Source organism: Candidatus Uhrbacteria bacterium (genome assembly GCA_016699205.1).
Lineage (GTDB): Bacteria > Patescibacteriota > Patescibacteriia > 2-12-FULL-60-25 > 2-12-FULL-60-25 > CAIXDN01.
Map to the genome: position 1 here is coordinate 223,530 of CP064964.1, position 16,472 is coordinate 240,001.

The 16,472-nt window shown below is 52.4% G+C and carries 17 protein-coding genes; 8 read left to right on the forward strand and 9 right to left on the reverse strand.

The features are described 5' to 3' along the window. Window position 1: 1 nt before the first annotated feature. The 3 genes from IPH19_01170 to IPH19_01180 are packed head-to-tail and all read right to left on the reverse strand — an operon-like array spanning window position 2 to window position 3,518. Window positions 2-448, reverse strand: a complete 447-nt coding sequence (locus tag IPH19_01170) for a hypothetical protein (protein QQR61059.1) — start codon at window positions 446-448, stop codon at window positions 2-4. After that, window positions 442-1,905 carry a hypothetical protein gene (locus IPH19_01175; protein ID QQR61060.1) on the reverse strand — a complete coding sequence of 488 codons (1,464 nt, stop codon included), beginning with the start codon at window positions 1,903-1,905 and terminating at the stop codon, window positions 442-444. Before IPH19_01175 ends, IPH19_01170 begins: the two co-directional genes overlap by 7 nt. After that, window positions 1,902-3,518, reverse strand: a complete 1,617-nt coding sequence (locus IPH19_01180) for a hypothetical protein (GenBank protein QQR61061.1) — start codon at window positions 3,516-3,518, stop codon at window positions 1,902-1,904. The genes IPH19_01175 and IPH19_01180 overlap by 4 nt, the downstream gene beginning before the upstream one ends. An 18-nt stretch (window positions 3,519-3,536) precedes the next feature. Here IPH19_01180 and IPH19_01185 point away from each other — a divergent pair, with 18 nt between their 5' ends. From IPH19_01185 to IPH19_01205, 5 genes are read left to right on the forward strand one after another with little or no spacing between them, the layout of a single operon-like run. Further along, window positions 3,537-5,000, forward strand: coding sequence for a hypothetical protein (locus IPH19_01185; protein QQR61062.1), 1,464 nt, complete (start codon window positions 3,537-3,539; stop codon window positions 4,998-5,000). Further along, complete coding sequence (gene amrB / locus IPH19_01190; protein ID QQR61063.1) at window positions 4,997-5,788, forward strand: AmmeMemoRadiSam system protein B; 792 nt, start codon at window positions 4,997-4,999, stop codon at window positions 5,786-5,788. Before IPH19_01185 ends, amrB begins: the two co-directional genes overlap by 4 nt. 4 nt (window positions 5,789-5,792) lie before the next feature. Continuing rightward, the gene (locus tag IPH19_01195; GenBank protein ID QQR61064.1) at window positions 5,793-7,490 is read left to right on the forward strand and encodes a hypothetical protein; all 1,698 of its coding nucleotides are present in this window, start codon (window positions 5,793-5,795) and stop codon (window positions 7,488-7,490) included. A 14-nt stretch (window positions 7,491-7,504) separates the two neighbouring features. Further along, complete coding sequence (gene def, locus IPH19_01200; GenBank protein QQR61065.1) at window positions 7,505-7,987, forward strand: peptide deformylase; 483 nt, start codon at window positions 7,505-7,507, stop codon at window positions 7,985-7,987. Between the two features lies 1 nt (window position 7,988). After that, window positions 7,989-8,933 carry a methionyl-tRNA formyltransferase gene (locus IPH19_01205; protein ID QQR61066.1) on the forward strand — a complete coding sequence of 315 codons (945 nt, stop codon included), beginning with the start codon at window positions 7,989-7,991 and terminating at the stop codon, window positions 8,931-8,933. Here IPH19_01205 and IPH19_01210 read toward each other — a convergent pair. From IPH19_01210 to IPH19_01230, 5 genes are read right to left on the reverse strand one after another with little or no spacing between them, the layout of a single operon-like run. Then, window positions 8,930-9,685 carry a hypothetical protein gene (locus tag IPH19_01210; GenBank protein ID QQR61067.1) on the reverse strand — a complete coding sequence of 252 codons (756 nt, stop codon included), beginning with the start codon at window positions 9,683-9,685 and terminating at the stop codon, window positions 8,930-8,932. The two genes, IPH19_01205 and IPH19_01210, sit on opposite strands and share 4 nt — an antisense overlap. 14 nt (window positions 9,686-9,699) lie before the next feature. After that, window positions 9,700-10,932 carry an O-antigen ligase family protein gene (locus IPH19_01215; protein ID QQR61068.1) on the reverse strand — a complete coding sequence of 411 codons (1,233 nt, stop codon included), beginning with the start codon at window positions 10,930-10,932 and terminating at the stop codon, window positions 9,700-9,702. After that, on the reverse strand, window positions 10,926-11,759 hold the full coding sequence (locus tag IPH19_01220) for a glycosyltransferase family 2 protein (protein QQR61069.1): 834 nt from the start codon (window positions 11,757-11,759) through the stop codon (window positions 10,926-10,928). Before IPH19_01220 ends, IPH19_01215 begins: the two co-directional genes overlap by 7 nt. A 1-nt stretch (window position 11,760) precedes the next feature. Next, window positions 11,761-12,861, reverse strand: a complete 1,101-nt coding sequence (locus IPH19_01225; GenBank protein ID QQR61070.1) for a glycosyltransferase family 4 protein — start codon at window positions 12,859-12,861, stop codon at window positions 11,761-11,763. Beyond that, window positions 12,848-14,317, reverse strand: a complete 1,470-nt coding sequence (locus tag IPH19_01230; GenBank protein QQR61071.1) for a flippase — start codon at window positions 14,315-14,317, stop codon at window positions 12,848-12,850. The genes IPH19_01225 and IPH19_01230 overlap by 14 nt, the downstream gene beginning before the upstream one ends. Window positions 14,318-14,452: 135 nt before the next feature. On the opposite strand from IPH19_01230, the gene IPH19_01235 reads away from it, so the two are divergent. From IPH19_01235 to IPH19_01245, 3 genes are all read left to right on the forward strand, one after another. Further along, entirely contained in the window at window positions 14,453-14,908 is a 456-nt protein-coding gene (locus IPH19_01235) for a hypothetical protein (protein QQR61072.1), read from the forward strand. 67 nt (window positions 14,909-14,975) lie between these two features. Then, window positions 14,976-15,290 carry a hypothetical protein gene (locus IPH19_01240; GenBank protein ID QQR61073.1) on the forward strand — a complete coding sequence of 105 codons (315 nt, stop codon included), beginning with the start codon at window positions 14,976-14,978 and terminating at the stop codon, window positions 15,288-15,290. A 118-nt stretch (window positions 15,291-15,408) separates the two neighbouring features. After that, entirely contained in the window at window positions 15,409-15,813 is a 405-nt protein-coding gene (locus tag IPH19_01245; protein ID QQR61074.1) for a hypothetical protein, read from the forward strand. A gap of 154 nt (window positions 15,814-15,967) precedes the next feature. Here the strand turns inward: IPH19_01245 and rpsI are convergent, their stop codons facing one another. Further along, window positions 15,968-16,468, reverse strand: coding sequence for a 30S ribosomal protein S9 (rpsI, locus tag IPH19_01250; GenBank protein QQR61075.1), 501 nt, complete (start codon window positions 16,466-16,468; stop codon window positions 15,968-15,970). Window positions 16,469-16,472: the final 4 nt, after the last annotated feature.

Consider the following 16,472-nt stretch of genomic DNA (forward strand, 5'->3'; position numbering starts at 1 on the left):
GTTATCGCATAAATACTGAAGTCTCGTCGATTTCTATTCCGTCATCGGTGATGGTGATTATCTCCTCACTAATCACAACCTCCCTCTCCTTACGAAGGAGAGGGACCGAGGGTGAGGTGGTGACCAAGGCTATCGTCGCCCCCATCAATGCCATCGCTAGCGCTCCAAAAAGCATCAGTCCGGATGCCGATGTTCCAAACATAAACCAAGCGTAAGCGAGCAGCAACGCAAAAATCGGGATTAGCAAGATGATGCGTGTTCGGCTCTTCTCTTCAATCAATGGACTGATAATGGCGATGACGAGCGTCACGAGGACGAGAATATGCAGATTGAAATACGGGAGAATCGATGATGGCAGCAAAATCTCCGAGAGCAGCAAAAGCATGGTCACGAGCACGAGTGCGGTCGCGATTTGGCGGAATGCAAAGCGGAGCCAGGCGATTACCATAGTCTTGAGAGAATCGCGCTTGCTTCACGACGCAGCGTCACCATCAATTGTGGAATCGATAGGGCCGGACGGCGATAGGTGATGGTGGCAGCGCGAATATCAAAAGCGCCGCTACGCGATACAACACCCGGCAAAGCAAGCGAGAACTTTAAATCGTCCGGTGCTCTTGGGAGCGTAAAATCGGCTGAGACGCGCCACCAATCGCTTCCGAGATCCGTTGGCTTCTCATATGGCGTGAGGACGGCTGTGATGCCTTCTGCGACAGGATTTGTATCAGCGGTGAGACGGCGCGGGCGAGGGAGAAAGGCGGCGCTTTGGTCGAAGGCGAAGAAGCCATCGCCGATGACGCGCACATTCCCCTTCCCTGCCGACAATGTCTTCCAGCCGGATTGTTCCGATGCACTGCGGCTTAGCACGAATGGCGTATGTGTTTTGTCGATTTTCAACGATGCGTTGCCGAGCGATACGGTTTGCATTCCTTCATTGTGAAATGTGTCGACAACGGTATGAATCGAGTTGGTGTATACAGCGAGCGGCGTCGAAGTTGCACGGTAGCCGACGGTATCGCCAACGTAGAGACGCGGACCAATGACCCAGCGTTTGCTGCGCGTGGAGATTGAGCGGATAAAGAAGTCGTCGTCGGCGACAAAGGAGAGTTTGTAGACGCCGGGAGCGAGATCGCTGACGCGGATGGTTTTTTCTACCGGCTCGCTCATGCGTGTGTCGATGACGCCGCTCACGGAAACGGATTCTGTGTAGAGAATGTCATCGCCGTGGGTTAGGCGGAAGGCGGCGGTGTTTTTTGGATCACGGGAACGGTTTACGTCTTGGATCAGGAATTTGTATTCGATAACGCCGTCGGCAGGGACAACGTGAAAATCGTGGCCGCCGCGTAGGGAGATGTCGAAGCTTTTCCAAGTACCAGCGGAATCGCTTAAGATCGGCTCGCTTGTTGTTGCTTGCCAGACGAGGAGTTTTTCAAAATTGTTGGCGAGGAGTTCGCTGTCAGCTAGACCGTCTCGAACGAAACCTCGCTTATCGCCAAGAGCGACCGGATGCCAGCCGCGGGATAGCGCCTCGCTCCACAATGGTTTTACTTCAAAGGCGAAACTGGCTTCATCGCGGAGAATGCCGAGCTCGGCGAGCGGTTGGCGGGTGGTGCGGATATCAAAAGAGATACCGACCGTGTCATAAGCTCCTGGTACGCGAGCGCTGCCGTAAACCGGCTCTTGAAGGATGCGCTGACCGATCCAGCCTTCTGGCTGTTGTCCTGGCGAGGTTACGCGTTCTCCGGGTTGAAAGGGATTAAACCAAGGGCTCCGGCCGTCAAAGGCAAAATTGAATTTGGCGATACCGTCGAGAGGAAAGCGCTGCGACAAAATCCAGCCCGCGAATAAAAGCGCCGGGATCCAAATAAGGATGATCGCGATCAACCTCGACCAAATTGGAAGCTTCATGGTTTTACGGGTTGAAGACGGTAGAGTTTTTCGCGGCCAAATGAAGCGAGCTCAACTGGCTCTAGACCAACTTTGCGCCACAAATCTGCTTGCGCTTGGGCCATGGGACGCACATATAATCCAAGCCCCGTCCCCTGCGCTACGGCTGCGGAAAGAAGAGAGGCTTCATCGATTGGCGGCAGAGGCGAGACGGCGCGATAAACGGGAAAGAAAATCTTGTCTGAACGTTCGGAAAGAATGACGTCGCCCGGCTTAAACCATTGGCTCATGGCTTGGCGAATCTCGGTGTATCGGACCAGCTCTTTGCGGCCCGCGATCAAACCTTCTTCATCGGCAGCGTAGGCGCGCCAAATTCCCGTAAACGCGAGGAGAACGGCGATAGCGATAACAACAGGACGGCCGTACTTGGAGATCGATGCGAGTCGATAGATCCACGCGAGAGAAAGCGCGCTGATAAATCCGATCGGCATGAGGTAGCGAATATAGGAATTGCCGATGGTTGCATTGCCGTTGATATTATCGAGATAGCGGCCGTTTCCGTAATACAAGACGAGGAAAGAGAATGTCCAAAGCGCGGCGAGGAAATACTTGCCTCGCGTGCCTGAAACAAATTTCTTGAGTCTTGCCTGCCAACTTGGCTGGGAATCGTCTTTCACGATACCGATGGTTACGAGCGCAAACATGATGAGCAACGGCACCATCCACGGGAATAGTGTCATTCCGAGGAAGGAGTAGGCATTGGCCGCGATCGACTTAGGATGAATGCCGAATGGGAACAATTCTGGAGAGTAGATATTTTGTGGAATTGGGGCCGTGGTTGTGATGAGGCTATTCCCCTTCATCCAATAGCCCGCCTTCCAGAAACCGCCGTATGCGACTTGGGCTTCCCAGGCCAAGGGAGCCAACGCGAGAAAAAGACCAAGAACTATCCACAGAGACTGTTTTAGCGATGGGCGCCAATTCCAACCAAGGACGATAAACCAAGGAATGATCCAAACAGACTCGACGGGACGGATCGCGAGCATCAAACCAGATAAAAGACCAAAGAGTATAAATTTGATTCGATCTGGCCATGCATCGGACTTGGCCGGAACGACGAGATCGCGGAACATCCAGGCGCTCCAGATAGCCAATGCAATGATCGCAGCGTTTGGAAACAGCGAACGATTTCCATACAACAAGAATGCAGGCGAAGTTACGGCGATGATAGTGCCGATGAATGCTGGTGCTTTTCCGATGGGACGCATTAAGCGATACATCGGATAGATGCACGAGAGGATAATAAGCATCGCACCGATCGGAGCTGATGAAGTACCGAGAATTCTAATGAACCATGAAATGATCCATGGCCAGCCGAGGAAGCCGACGGGAACGATCGCCGCCTCATGCGAGATCCAGCTACGCGGATGTAGCCATGGGATCGAGGTCGCGAGATTCTCATCGATAATCGCCTTCCCCTGTTCTGCCCATTGTTTGGCTGCGACAAAGACGCCGGTTTCATCCGGAGAAAGGAAGACGTTTAGCCCAGAAAATGGCAGATATGACAGCAATAAACCCGTGACCGCAAAAAGGGCAGCGAGGCCTAGCCATTCGCGTTTTTCCAACCGTTCCATACATGCTAACCTTACCTCATGAGACGCTTTTCTTCCACGCTGGCAGTAAGCCTCGGCTTACTGGCCATGCTCGGCCAGCCCCTGGCCCTGTTTGCGCAGTCTGATGATGCTTATCAAATTCCGGCAGAAGATGCCGCCAATGGCTTTGATCCAAATGCTATTTTGGATGATCGCGATATCTTTGATCTCGGCACAATGGATCTCACGGCTCTTAGAAGCTTCCTTAATCAACGCGGTGCTTTAGGCCGCATGAAGATCGCCGATATTGATGGTGTAGAAAAAGAACCGGCCGAGATTATTTGGCGCGTCGCAACGAGCTACAAAGTTAACCCTAAGTATCTCCTCGCTCTTCTTCAAAAGGAACAGAGCCTTGTTGAAGATACGAGCCCGACGCAGCGTCAGCTTGATTGGGCCATGGGCTTTGGTGTTTGCGATAGCTGTTCCAAGGAAGATCCTCGCATTCAGGCTTATAAAGGTTTCGCCAACCAAATCGAGTACGCAGCCAAGCAGCATCGCGAACGCTATCTCTTCCAGCTGCTTGGCAAAGGCACGACAATTTCCGGATACGCGCCGGGAAAGCTTGCCGTTGTTGATGGGCAGAATATCAAGCCGGTAAATAATGCGACGGCGATGCTTTATACGTATACACCGCATATTCATGGCAACTTGAACTTGTGGCGTATTTGGCGCCGCTGGTTCTCCCTTTCTTTTCCAGATGGAACCGTTGCCCAAGGAAAGAGCTCCAAAGAAATTTACTTGATCCGCTTTAGCCAGAAGCGTTTGTTCAAGAGCAAGCTTGCGGCAGCGAGCATTATCGATCCGTCAAAGATTGTGCAGGTTGAGGATAGCCAGCTCACGGCTTATCCGGATGGAACCCCGATCAGTTTTCCTAATTACTCGATCGTCGAGACGGAAGATGGAAAGCGTTATCTGATCGATGGAAATGCCAAGCGTTTAATTGTTACCAAGGAAGCGTTCCGCCGACTGGGCTTTATTGAGGACGATGTGATCGAGGCAAAGGCAACGGAACTTGCAAGCTATGAGGATGGCAGGGATCTGACGGTTGCTTCCCAATTTCCGACAGGACAGCTGGCAACGGGACCGGATAAAAAATTGTGGTACGTGGAAGATGGCATCAAGCGCGAGATTCAGCATCCAGCTCTCATCAATTTGTATTTCAAGGGACGCAAGTCAAAGAGTCTAACAGAGAAACAGCTTGATACTTTCCGCACCATTGAACCGTATCTTTTGCGCGATGGTGAACTTGTGAGCGGAGATAAGGGAACGACGGTTTATGTCGTTGAGAATTCTCTTTTGCGTCCGATCCAGTCGGGAACGGTGTTTGAAGAGCTTGGCTGGCAGTGGCGCAATGTCATCAAGGTTCCGCAGGCTGTTATCGAATTGCATCAGGTTGGCGCTGTTGTGGAATTACGTTCTGCGCCAAAGCTGATTGAGGAACATGATCTAGCAACCGAACTATGATTGTCCTTGCCGCCATTGTCCCCCATTCCCCTTTGCTCGCGCCGACCATCGGCAAGGAGCATCGCGAGAAGTTGAGCGACACGCTCAATGCTTTTGAAGAGCTTTCGCAATCATTGTATTTGGCAAAACCTGACACGATCGTGATCCTCTCGCCGCATGCGCCAATGTATCCGGATGCGTTCAGCGGCAACATCGCGCCAACCTTCAAGGGCTCGCTAAAAGAATTTGGCGATCATGGCACCGAGCTTCCAATTAAGGCGGATTTTCTTTTGCTCGACCATATCCATCGCCATATGCGCGATCATGGGATGCCGTTCACTATGACAAGTGCTGAAGAACTCGATTACGCAACAACCATTCCTCTCCTCTTTCTCAATAAGAACCTGCCGAATGTAAAACTGATTCCGATCGGAATGTCGGGCTTGGATATTCAGAAGCACTATGCTTTTGGCGAGGAGCTCAAGAACGTTTTGCATGCCGAGTCGCGCCGAGTCGCAATTATTGCATCGGCTGATCTTTCCCATACCGCCAGCAACAGCTCGCCTGAAGGGCTTACGGAAGAAGGTATGCAGTTTGATAAGACGATGCGCGAGAAGTCGCTTAGTCTTGATGCCGCAGGAATGCTCTCGATGGATGCGGGCATGCTTGAGAAAGCCAAACAAAGCGGCCACAAGCCGATTGTCACGCTCATGGGCTGTTTGAAAGATATGAACTGCAAGGCCAAGGAACTTTCCTACGAGGCTCCTTTTGGCGTCGGAATGATGACGGTTCGCTACGATCTCGCTTAAGAATATGTATTGCAGGGTGGTGCCGCTCACCAGAACGCCGCCTGGTGTTGAGGTATTTGATTATCGAGTACCGCCGACCCTGAAACTTGAGGTCGGTGATTTAGTTTTGGTTCCCTTCCGTAGGAGCAAGATGCCAGCGATCGTTTTAGCCAAGATGCAAAGCTCACCCTTTGCGAGCAAGGCGCAGGATGTGATTGGCTCCTACGCCGACATTCGATTCCCCTTGTCGATTGTCGAGCTCTTGTCGCATGTCGCAACTACGACGTTTACGAGCAAACCAGCCGTGTTGAAAGCGTGGCTTCGAAGTTTGCCAAAGCGTATTCCCGATGTCATTCCAGCGAATGCTGGAATCCAGCGTAAGAAATCCAAACCAAGCGTAACGGCCAGCTGGTCCATCGATCACGAGTCCAAACTTATCGAGCGGGCTCGAGAGCTTTTAGCCGACGGGAAACAGGCTCTCGTACTCACACCTTGGAAAGCCCGTTTGACGATGTTCGTCGAAGAGATAGGCCAAGGCTCGATCTATTCCTCCGACTTGAATGATGGTGATGCTTTCCGAGCTTGGAGCCGGTTTTATTCAGGAGAGTCCCGACTTGTGGTCGCGACGAGGCTTGGGGGCTGGTTGTCCCCGCTCGCTGATGTCGTTTTGCTGGATGAGCCGGAGAATGATGATTATAAGCAGGATGAACTCGCTCCACGCTACGATGCGCGCAAGTTAGCCATTTGGAGTGCTGAGCATGCATCTACGGTGGTTGAAGCGTATGGCCTGACCCCTCCACTCCATTCCGATGAGGATGCGCCAGCCATCGAAGTTGATCTTGAGGTCGTGATTCGTCACCCACAGGGGCGCGGTGCTATCCCGATGATTCAAGGAGAGGCTTTGAACACGTTACGTGAACATGAAGGCGCGCGGATTATTATCCATCCAATCAAAGGAGATGTCGCTCGATTAACGTGCCGCGACTGCGGACATCAAGTCATCTGCCCAAAATGTGATTTTGTTTTGGCGGCTGATGGCATGCATGCGCGTTGTCGACGTTGCGGTTACAAGGGAGATCTACCTCTAGAATGTCCGTCATGTCATGGACCAGATCTGGGAAAATCATTGCCAGGTATCGAGCGGTTGAAATCCGCGTGGAAAAAACATGAGAGCGATATAGAGGTCGAGTGGCGAGGCGTATCCAATGCGGATTTTGAAATGCCGATTCCGGAGCATGCCTGCGTACTTGTGACTGATGCGTCTCTGATAAGCGGGGGCTCGGAAGATGTCCGACGACTTGAGAAGCTCGCCGTAACATTCCGACGATTAGCGCATGATGTCGCGCTCTCGAAAGGCAAGCTTCTTATACAGACGGAAGAACACATGGCTGATTTTTGGACGCGTGTTCTATCGACAGAAGGCTTCAAGGGATTCCGCGAGCAGGAGCGGGCAGCAAGACACATGTTTGGATATCCGCCAGCGAAACGGCTTATCAAGGTGATTGTCGAATTTGAGGATGAGAAGCCTCTTGCTCCCATTAAAGCCTTGGCCGAAGTACGCGGACCCTACCCTATTCCGTATCGGGTCAAAACCAAGAAAAACAGGTATATTTGGCATATCCTGCCTAAAACCAATACGGTTAGCCGGGAATTGCTGGATGCGCTCTCAAGCCTATCCAAACAGGCGCTGATAGATCTTGACCCAATCGCCTTTTTGCGCTAATATCAGCCTTCGATATGGAAACCTTTCCAATTGTGAAAGACCCAACCCCAAGCCTGCGCCAACGTTCGCAGGAGATTGAGGTATCCGAAATTCAAACCCCGGAATTCCAGGCTTATCTCGATAAGCTCACCGCCACGATGCTGGTTGAGGATGGCGTTGGAATCGCCTCGCCGCAGGTGGGACGGAATATCCGTGCCATCGTCGTAAACATGCCAAAGGGCCCGGAGTGTTTCATGAATCCGGAGATTACAAAGAAGTCCGAGGCGACGGTTGATAGCGATGAAGGCTGTCTCTCGGTTCCGGAAAAATACGGCGTTGTTCAGCGCCACAAAAAAATCACCTTGCGCGCCTTGAATCGCCATGGCCGTCGTATTGAATTTGAAGCAAAAGCTTTTCCGGCCATTATTTTCCAGCACGAGATCGACCATTTGGATGGCGTCTTGTTTATCGACAAGGCCAAGAACATTGTGAAGGCTTCAAACGGCAAACATATTTAACATGATCTCCATCGTCTTTTTTGGAACGTCCGAGTTTGCGGTGCCATCGCTCAAGGCTCTTTTGGGCGATCGCGAAGGCACGTTTGGTGCAGGGACTCCATTTAAAATCGTTTCCGTAGTCACGCAGCCGGATCGACCTGTTGGACGACATGCAAAATTAGAAAAGCCTCCAGTGAAAATCGCGGCTGAGCATTTTGGTATTCCTGTTCTCCAATTTGAACAAGTGAAATCTGATGAAGCGTTTGAAAAACTGAAGGCCTTAAAAGCGGATGTAGCAGTGGTTGCAAGCTTTGGTCAGATCATTCCGCAACGAGTACTAGATTTGTACAAATATGGAATGGTGAATGTCCACTCTTCCCTACTCCCAAAATATCGAGGCGCATCCCCCATCCAGGCAGCGATCGCCAAAGGCGACGAACAGACCGGAGTCTCTATTATGCTTATTGATGCCAAAATGGATCATGGGCCGGTTTTGGATAAATGGTCGACGAAGATTGAGCCAACAGACACGACAGCGACACTAACCACTCGATTGGCCGAGCTCGGTGCCGATTTACTCGTCCGTACACTTCCGGACTATATCGACGGTAAAATCGAGCCTGTTGAACAGGATCATTCTCAAGCAACGATGGTTAAGCTCTTGAAACGCGAGGATGGACGATTAGATCCGGTCACAAAGAGCTCTGCAGAACTTGAGCGACTCGTGCGCGCCAATGATCCTTGGCCTGGAACGTTTATCGAGATCGAGGGTGAACGCTTGAAGATTTTAAGCTGCGAGATCGATGGAGCAACGGATTTGGCTCCTGGCTCGCGTTATCGCGTTATTGATTTACCGGCTATCGCCTGTGCCGATGGCGTTGGCCTTGTTTTGACAACGGTTCAACCAGAAGGAAAACCGCCCCTTGAGGGAGCGGCTTTCTTGCGTGGAGCTCGGAACTGGTCTTAATCCTCGATTGTTTCTGCTTCCAAAAGGAAGGCGTTGGCTCCGGTGCCGCTTACAGATTTAACCAAACCAACATCTTTTACATACCAAGCTGTGCTGTTTGATGTGGTGTTGAATGGGCGGCCGGCGATCGTCGATTCAACCTGAATGGTTTGCTCGACTTTAAGGGCTGTGAACGTGCCTGCCGGGACTGTGACGCTTTCTTCAGCGGTTACCTTGTTTGTGATTTTGGTCGAGCTAATGCGGCCATTCATCATGCTGCCGATCGGACCCGTATCGGTGGTTGTTATCTTTACCTTGCTCGTGTTCACCCATTCTTTGCCGACGCGCATGTCTGCCGGAAGAATTTCACCGCTCATCTCAAGAACTTCGTAGCTGACATCGAATCCAAGGAAAGCACTCGCAAAGTCAAAATAACCCTTACCTTTGACCACGCCGCCAACACATTCAAGCTCGTTAGTGATTTTTGCGTTGCGGCCGCGTACTGTCATATCGTATTCCAACTTGATTCCGTTGGCATCATGCTCGATAACGCTGATCTTGAACGGAACTTCTGTTCCACCATTAACGCTTCTGTAGGCAATCGAGGAGCCCGCATCCAAGGGATAATAGGCGTTCAAACAGCGGCCAGCGACCGGACGCGACGGTGTCGGTGTTGGCGATGTACCTGTTGGCGATGACGGAGCAGCTCCACAACCAGCGCCTAAAAGAGCGATCATGGACGTGGCAGCAAAGAGGCGTTGGAGTTGTTTCATATGGCAAAATTCTATCAAGCACCCAGCAGGAGAACAAGCAAGCCAAGCGGATGGTTTAAATAGGGAGTAAAGACGTGAACAACGGCCAAGGTCAGAATAACAGGTGCCAGGAAAGGTCGTTTTTTGATTATCGACGCAAGCAGCCAGAGCATGACCAGCGGACCAAGAATACCGAACTTGATCCAAAGATCGATCCAGCCCCATTCAAAGGCGTACGTCGTGTAGCGTCCGCCGGTTTGAGCGACAACACGCGGATCAGCACTCTGGTATGTCACCGTCGCGCCAAAGCCATGACCCAGAATTGGCGATTCTAGCGCTTTATCGATCAGAATCGGTAGCAACTCCCAGCGGCTGGTTGCTGCGCTCTCCCCCGCCTCTACACGGGCTGTAAACCAATCAATGGGATTGCCTGCTGTCGATGACGGAAATGGAAACCAAGCGATACCAATAAGCGCGAGCACCGAAAGGATTCCGGCTACGAGCATCCCTTTTATCCAATGCCATGTCTTGCGTCGCAAAACGTAGGCGATACAAGAAAAAAAACCAAGGCCGAGAGCGATCCAGAAACTGCGAGAAAATGAAATGAGAATCACAAGCACACAAAGTGCGAGTGCCGACCATTGCTCCCTGCTTACGCGACGTCGTGCCGCATCCGAAGCAAGCCAAACGGCAGCAAGCAAGGGGTAGATTTGTGACTGGATAAAGACGCGCGCAATTCCACCCTCGCCCAACAATGTGATCTCCCCTACTCCGGTACGGCGAATCCAACGATGAACGGATTCCAAAAATGATGGGTCGAATGCATGTGAGAACAGATAGAATAACGCTATCGATTTTACGATCAGCCACGCCACACCAACCTTTGCGACGAGCCTCAGCGTCGACCAAAATTCTTGCGATTCATGCTTTGCTAGATCGATGATCGGCAAGATGAGCAGCAAAACACCCCAGGCATTTGCATCGGCAAAAACAAATGGTTGATTCATCGCAAAACCGAGCCAGACGGCGTAAGCAACCAAGGCTGATAGTGCGAGAATCGTATTAGGAATTTGGAAATGACTTTTTCTAATGCGAGCAACAAACCAGCCGAGCATGAAGGTCGCGAATAAAATGATGCGTAGCGAGATGCCGCCGTCATTAGCCATGTCTGCACCGTAGACGAGAAGACGACCTTTGGAACCGATGAGGAACTCGAGCGCGAGAATCCCAAAAGCCAACGTAGGCTTTTTGTAAGCCAGCATCAGCATCGCGATACCAGCGGCGAAGGCGAGGCGGAATTTAAATCAGGATTCCAGGCAGCAGGAATCGAGAGAGCCTCGACGAGAAGGACGAGGCCAGCCAGCTTTAAAATGCCATTCCCGCGGAGGCGAGAATCCAGCTGATGGAGATTATGCTTCTTTCGAATAATCGCTTCCGCGTCTTTGTATTTTTTAACAAGCTTGGGCATCCAACCAATCTTCTCCCATGGGAGCTTGTAGGCGAATGCAGGCAGCCATTGGCTCATGCCGGTTTTGCGCGGCTTAAGCGAGAACAGGACTTCATCGATCCAGAAACCAACACTCCCCTTTTCCACCATCGTCAAAAACAAATCCCAGTCCTGGAATTTCTTAAGTGATTCATCAAAGCCCGGAAATGCGTTGCGACGGATGAGGGCGCTTGTATGGATGTAATTCTGTTTTTTGAGTGCCTCGATATTGAAGGGCTGGCCGGTAAAAATCGTACGGCCGAATTTAAATGACGGATAGACAAAATCTACTTCCGTATGTTTTTCCATTGTCTCGACCATTCTTTGTAGCGCATGCGATTTGAGAATAGCATCAGCATCGAGAAAGATGACGAAGTCGCCTTTGGATCGCGCAAAGCCGGCATTACGGGCGGCGGGAGCGCCGAGGTTTTTATTGAACGTTATTAACTGGACTCCAGCGTTCTCTGGAATGACGGGGGCTACGTCTGAACCGTCGTCGACAATGATGACTTCAAAATCTTGTTCCGTCTGTGTTTGGAGGGATGCAAAACAGGCTGTGAGTTCGTCACCGTGATTGTAGACCGGGATGATGACGGAAATTTTTGGCATATTACTCATCGAGCCCCTCCAGGATCTGACGGAAACGCTGGGCGCGGTCTTCCCAACGGAAGTCGCGTTCTGCGCGGAGTTTTCCGGCGTCTCCGAATTGTCGGCCGATGTCAGGTCGATCGTACAACGCTTTCACAGCTTCTGCGATCTCGCGCGGATTGTGCGGATCAACAAGCAAACCGGTGACGCCGTCGACAACCGCCTCTGGCGTTCCCCCGCTCTTTCCGGCGATGACAGGTAATCCGGCGAGCGCTGCTTCCAAGAATACGATACCAAAACCTTCTACATCGGCCGGTTCTTCACGAACAGGAAGGATGAAGACATCGGCGGCGGCGTACCAGAGATTGCGCTCGAGATCGGTAGCGGCGGTGAGGAGGCGGACACGATCGCGGAAACGCCAAGACAAGGTTTCAATACGGCCGCGATCCGGACCATCGCCGATAATGACGAGACTGATTTCTTTTGGCAGAAAACCCATGGTCTCAACCAAACGATCCAAGCCTTTGCGTTGGACATGGCGCGAGACAGCAAGAAGAACAAACGCATTTTCCGGAAGTCCGATGACACGACGTGCGTCACTACGCGTCGGAAGCGTGAATGGCTCGGCGCCTGGCGTAACAACCTTGGGATAGATGGTCGGCTCAAAGGCATTAATTTCTGCGGCGATGGCACGCGAGTTGGCGATGACATTGGTTGCACCGCGCAGAATCTGGCGAGCAAGCCACGTTTTGCGACTATTACTTTGCGCGAGGCGGAGATCAAGACCGTGAACGATGATCGAGTACGGAAGACCGCCTAGTTTATTGGCGATCCAGGCAGCCGTACCAACCGGCAAAAGATGACTGATGAGCAATTGCGAGTATCCGGCTTTTCCGAGGCGGCGCATGAAGCCGATCATCGGACGCCAGGAGAATGGTCCGCGGGCCAACAATCGCACATGCTCAACGTGACCCGGACCTTCTGATGGGTGGCCTTGATTTACAAAGACGTCGATCAGGCCTTCCGAGCCCGCGACGAGATTCCCGAGATACCGCGCAACTCCACCGCGCTCTGGCGGATAATCGAGCGTTACGAGCGCAACCTTGATACTAGGGTTTGTCATGGAATTCTTCATCCTCCGTCGGCGGAGGCGAGATGCGGCGTCGGAGCCAGATGTAAGCCGTCTGTACATCATTCACGAGCAGCAGACGGAATAAGAATAAAGAGACGAGCGAGATCGCGCCGGCGAATAGGATCGCGAATATTGGCGTCATCACCGGCGTTAAGAAATAGACGGCGAGCCAAGTAAGTCCTGCGGCGCCTAGACCTTGTGCGAGCAGCTTGGATAACCAAGGCGAGTCGATGTCTGAGCGGGCAAACCACCAGCCGAGCGCAAAGAGTATCACAAAACTCACAACTCCGGCCCAGGCAGCACCAGCGGGCCCCATCGACGGAATAAGCAAAGCGTTGGCGACAACGTTCACGATCATCGTCACTCCCATCGCGAATGTTTTTTGCGCGGCGCGATGTGTTGCATTCAAAAGCGAGCCGATCGGGAAATCGAGGAAAATAGGAATCAACACCCAAGGCAAAACCATGAGCGGCGCGATGGAGCCTTCAAATTGTTTTCCGTAGAGTATCGGAACAATAATGTAAGCAAGAGACGACAAGAGCGCCGATAACGGAACAGCCGCGATCATCATCAAGCGAAGCGAGCCCTTGAGCAGGCTTGGCAAGGCGGCGCGATCATTTTGCGCCGCGTTACTCATGCCCGGATAGAGGGCTGCGACGAATGCCAGCGGGAGAAACTGGAGCGCGTATGTTAATTTGTACGCAACGGCATACTCCCCTACATCGACAGAACCATGCAGGCGCTGAAGCATGATGGAATCGACGTAAGAATAAATTTTTACGAAAATTCCGGCGAGACCAAAAGGAATTGCTGCCTGCAAAAGTTTTTGAAGCGGAGCAGAACCAGATTGCGGATAGAGTCCGAGCTTGAGTGCGCGTGAAATACTCCAACCGACATGCCAGGTACTGCCGACCATGAGTGAGAACACTAGGCCGAGAACGCCGTAGCCAAGATACGCGGCGCTAATACCAATGATCGCCGTCAGAATTTGGCCGACGAACATCCCCGCGGCTTCATAACGAAGCTCGCGCTTGCCGCGAATAGCTCCGTACCAAATCAGGTGGACGGAATCAGCGCTCATGACGTAACAAGCCATCGCCACAGCGAGGAATGTTGTTCCGGTGATGCCGGTGAAAAAAGCGTAGGCAAGCGTTGCGACGACGGTGACCGGGATCAACAATAATTTAAGTCGCAGCGCTTGGCCTAAGACATGGCGTCCGCGCGATTCGTCAGCAGCCATTTCTCGGATGACAACGGGGGTCAAACCGAGGTCTTGGAAGACAACGAAGATCGAGGTGATGGAAACGGCAAAGAAATAGACGCCCGTGATCTCCACGCCGACGAGGCGAGCGATAATCGTGAAGGCGATGAAGGAGACGGCTTTTTGAGCCGTATTGGCGATCACGAGCCAAGCCGCATTTTCAGCGATTTTTTTGGCGTGGGACATGGCGATATCCTACACAATTCTTGACAATTTAGCCAAATTCTGGTATTTTAATGCGTCGCTCTTTTCTGGGGCGATAAACCCAGGGCTAATGGCCCGTCCCGACGAAAGTCGAGATTAACCGTCATGAGGTGACAAGTGTTCGACGAATATACGGCTCGCACCAAGGCTCTTCGTATCCCCGTCGTGGCGAGCTATGCCTACGAGCTCGTCAATCAGATCATTCCGCTCAAGGGTCTCCCCCTCTCGGTACACACCGAGTCGGTAGGAGGCAGCGGCGATCGGACCGACTCGGCGCGCTATCAGGTGAATCGCGCGCATCTCAACTTCCATGACATCCGCGTCGTGGCAGAAGTGCGCTCGTGGGAACCGAAGACATGGGAAGGCAACAAGCGCCGTAAGACGCTTCAGGGACTCAAGATCGAGTTCAAGAAGCCCGGCAACGAAGCAGACGGGCTTCTCGCCAGACTTCAGGCAAAGTTTCCGCTCACGGTCATCATCAAGAGCGAGACTTCGCCCGGAGCAAGACAAGTGATTGAGCTCGATCTTCAATGGATGGTGGCAAACAGCCCTGAGCTTATCATCGCTTCCTAACCAGGGCGTGATGCCCGGTTCGACGCAAGTCGGACTTTTCCCCCACGTGAGGTGGTTCATGAGTACGTTGAAGATTCGGATTCCCAAGGACATCCGAGAGGCGCATCGCATCCTGGTCAAGAAGGTTTCCGACGTGCCGAGCGATCTTCCGCTCGACATCGAGGTCACACCGACCAACATCAGGATCGGCGATTTTGCGGGTGCTCCGTACACCCTCGAGCGGATCAAGTACGGATGGCCTGGCTTCCGTCTCGAAACGCACATCCGCAAGTACGAGGATGGCAAGCGCTCGATCGATGACATCACGGTGAAACGATCCAAGGATCGACCCAAGAGCTACAGCAACGCCGATCTCTCTGATCTGCCAAGCTGGGACTCCTGACCTACTGACTCCCCCGCCATTCCATTCTGGAGTGGCGGGGTTTGTCGTTTCTAGAAGGCTTGACGATAAGCAAGATAGCTGCTATTTTTTTAACCCGTTCTTTTTTCCAACAAAGGAGATGTCTTTGATGATCGAGCTGACCAATGGATCGCGTGCCAAGATCTCCCCTGCAACGAACATCGATCTCGAACAGGTCCTCGCCGTCATCAGAATTTTCCTGAACCTCGGGAATACCGCGATGCTCGAGCTGGGAAGTTCATGTGAGAGCGATGGGTGCGAACCTATTCTCGGACACCATCAAACCATCGCAATTTGGTACCGATTTCACGAGCTGCGCATTGACCTCCGCGTCCGTTCCTGGGAAAGGCCCATCGACTCTGAAGGCGCCTGCAAGAGACTCGACTTCATGAGAGTCACCTATGGTCCGGAAACGAGACCACAGGTGTACCGCGACCAGAAGCCTGCCGCGCTGGAACTCCTCAGCAAACAGCTCTTCCTCAAGTCCTCCCGTTCGCCCTCCTGACACGGAAGGATCAGGCCCTTGCACGCGCCACGCGTCATGGGCCTTTTACATACCCCGCTTTCTGGTACGAGAGATATGCGAGAAACATAAAACATGTAGCAAAAAAAACAAAACCCCTCCAATCGGAGGGGTTTTGTTTTGCGTTGATCGATAATTAACGCTTTGACCACTGCGGGCTGCGGCGAGCTTTCTTGAGACCTGGCTTCTTACGTTCCTTGGCACGCGGGTCGCGCATAAGGAAGCCGAGTTTCTTCAAAGTCTTGCGGTAGGTCGGGTTGAGCTCGATGAGAGCGCGGGAGATACCGAGACGGACCGCGTCGGCCTGGCCGAGCTGACCGCCGCCCTGAGCCTGAACGCTGACGTCGACCGAGCCTTCAAGACCAGCGGTCTTAATTGGCGAGTTGACCATGTCGCGGGACTCGTAGGTTGTGAAATACGATTCCATCGGCTTGCCGTTGACCGTGATCGTGCCTTTGCCGTTCTTGATCAAGTAGACCTTGGCGATCGCCGTCTTGCGGCGTCCGAGGGCGTAAATGTAGGAACCGCCGACCAAGACTGGGTTCTCCGCAACTTCCGTTGCAGCTTCCTTTTTCTTGGCAGGAGCTTTCTTGGCAGCCGTCTTTTTTGCCGGCTTCTTGATTTCCGTGGTTTCCATAATC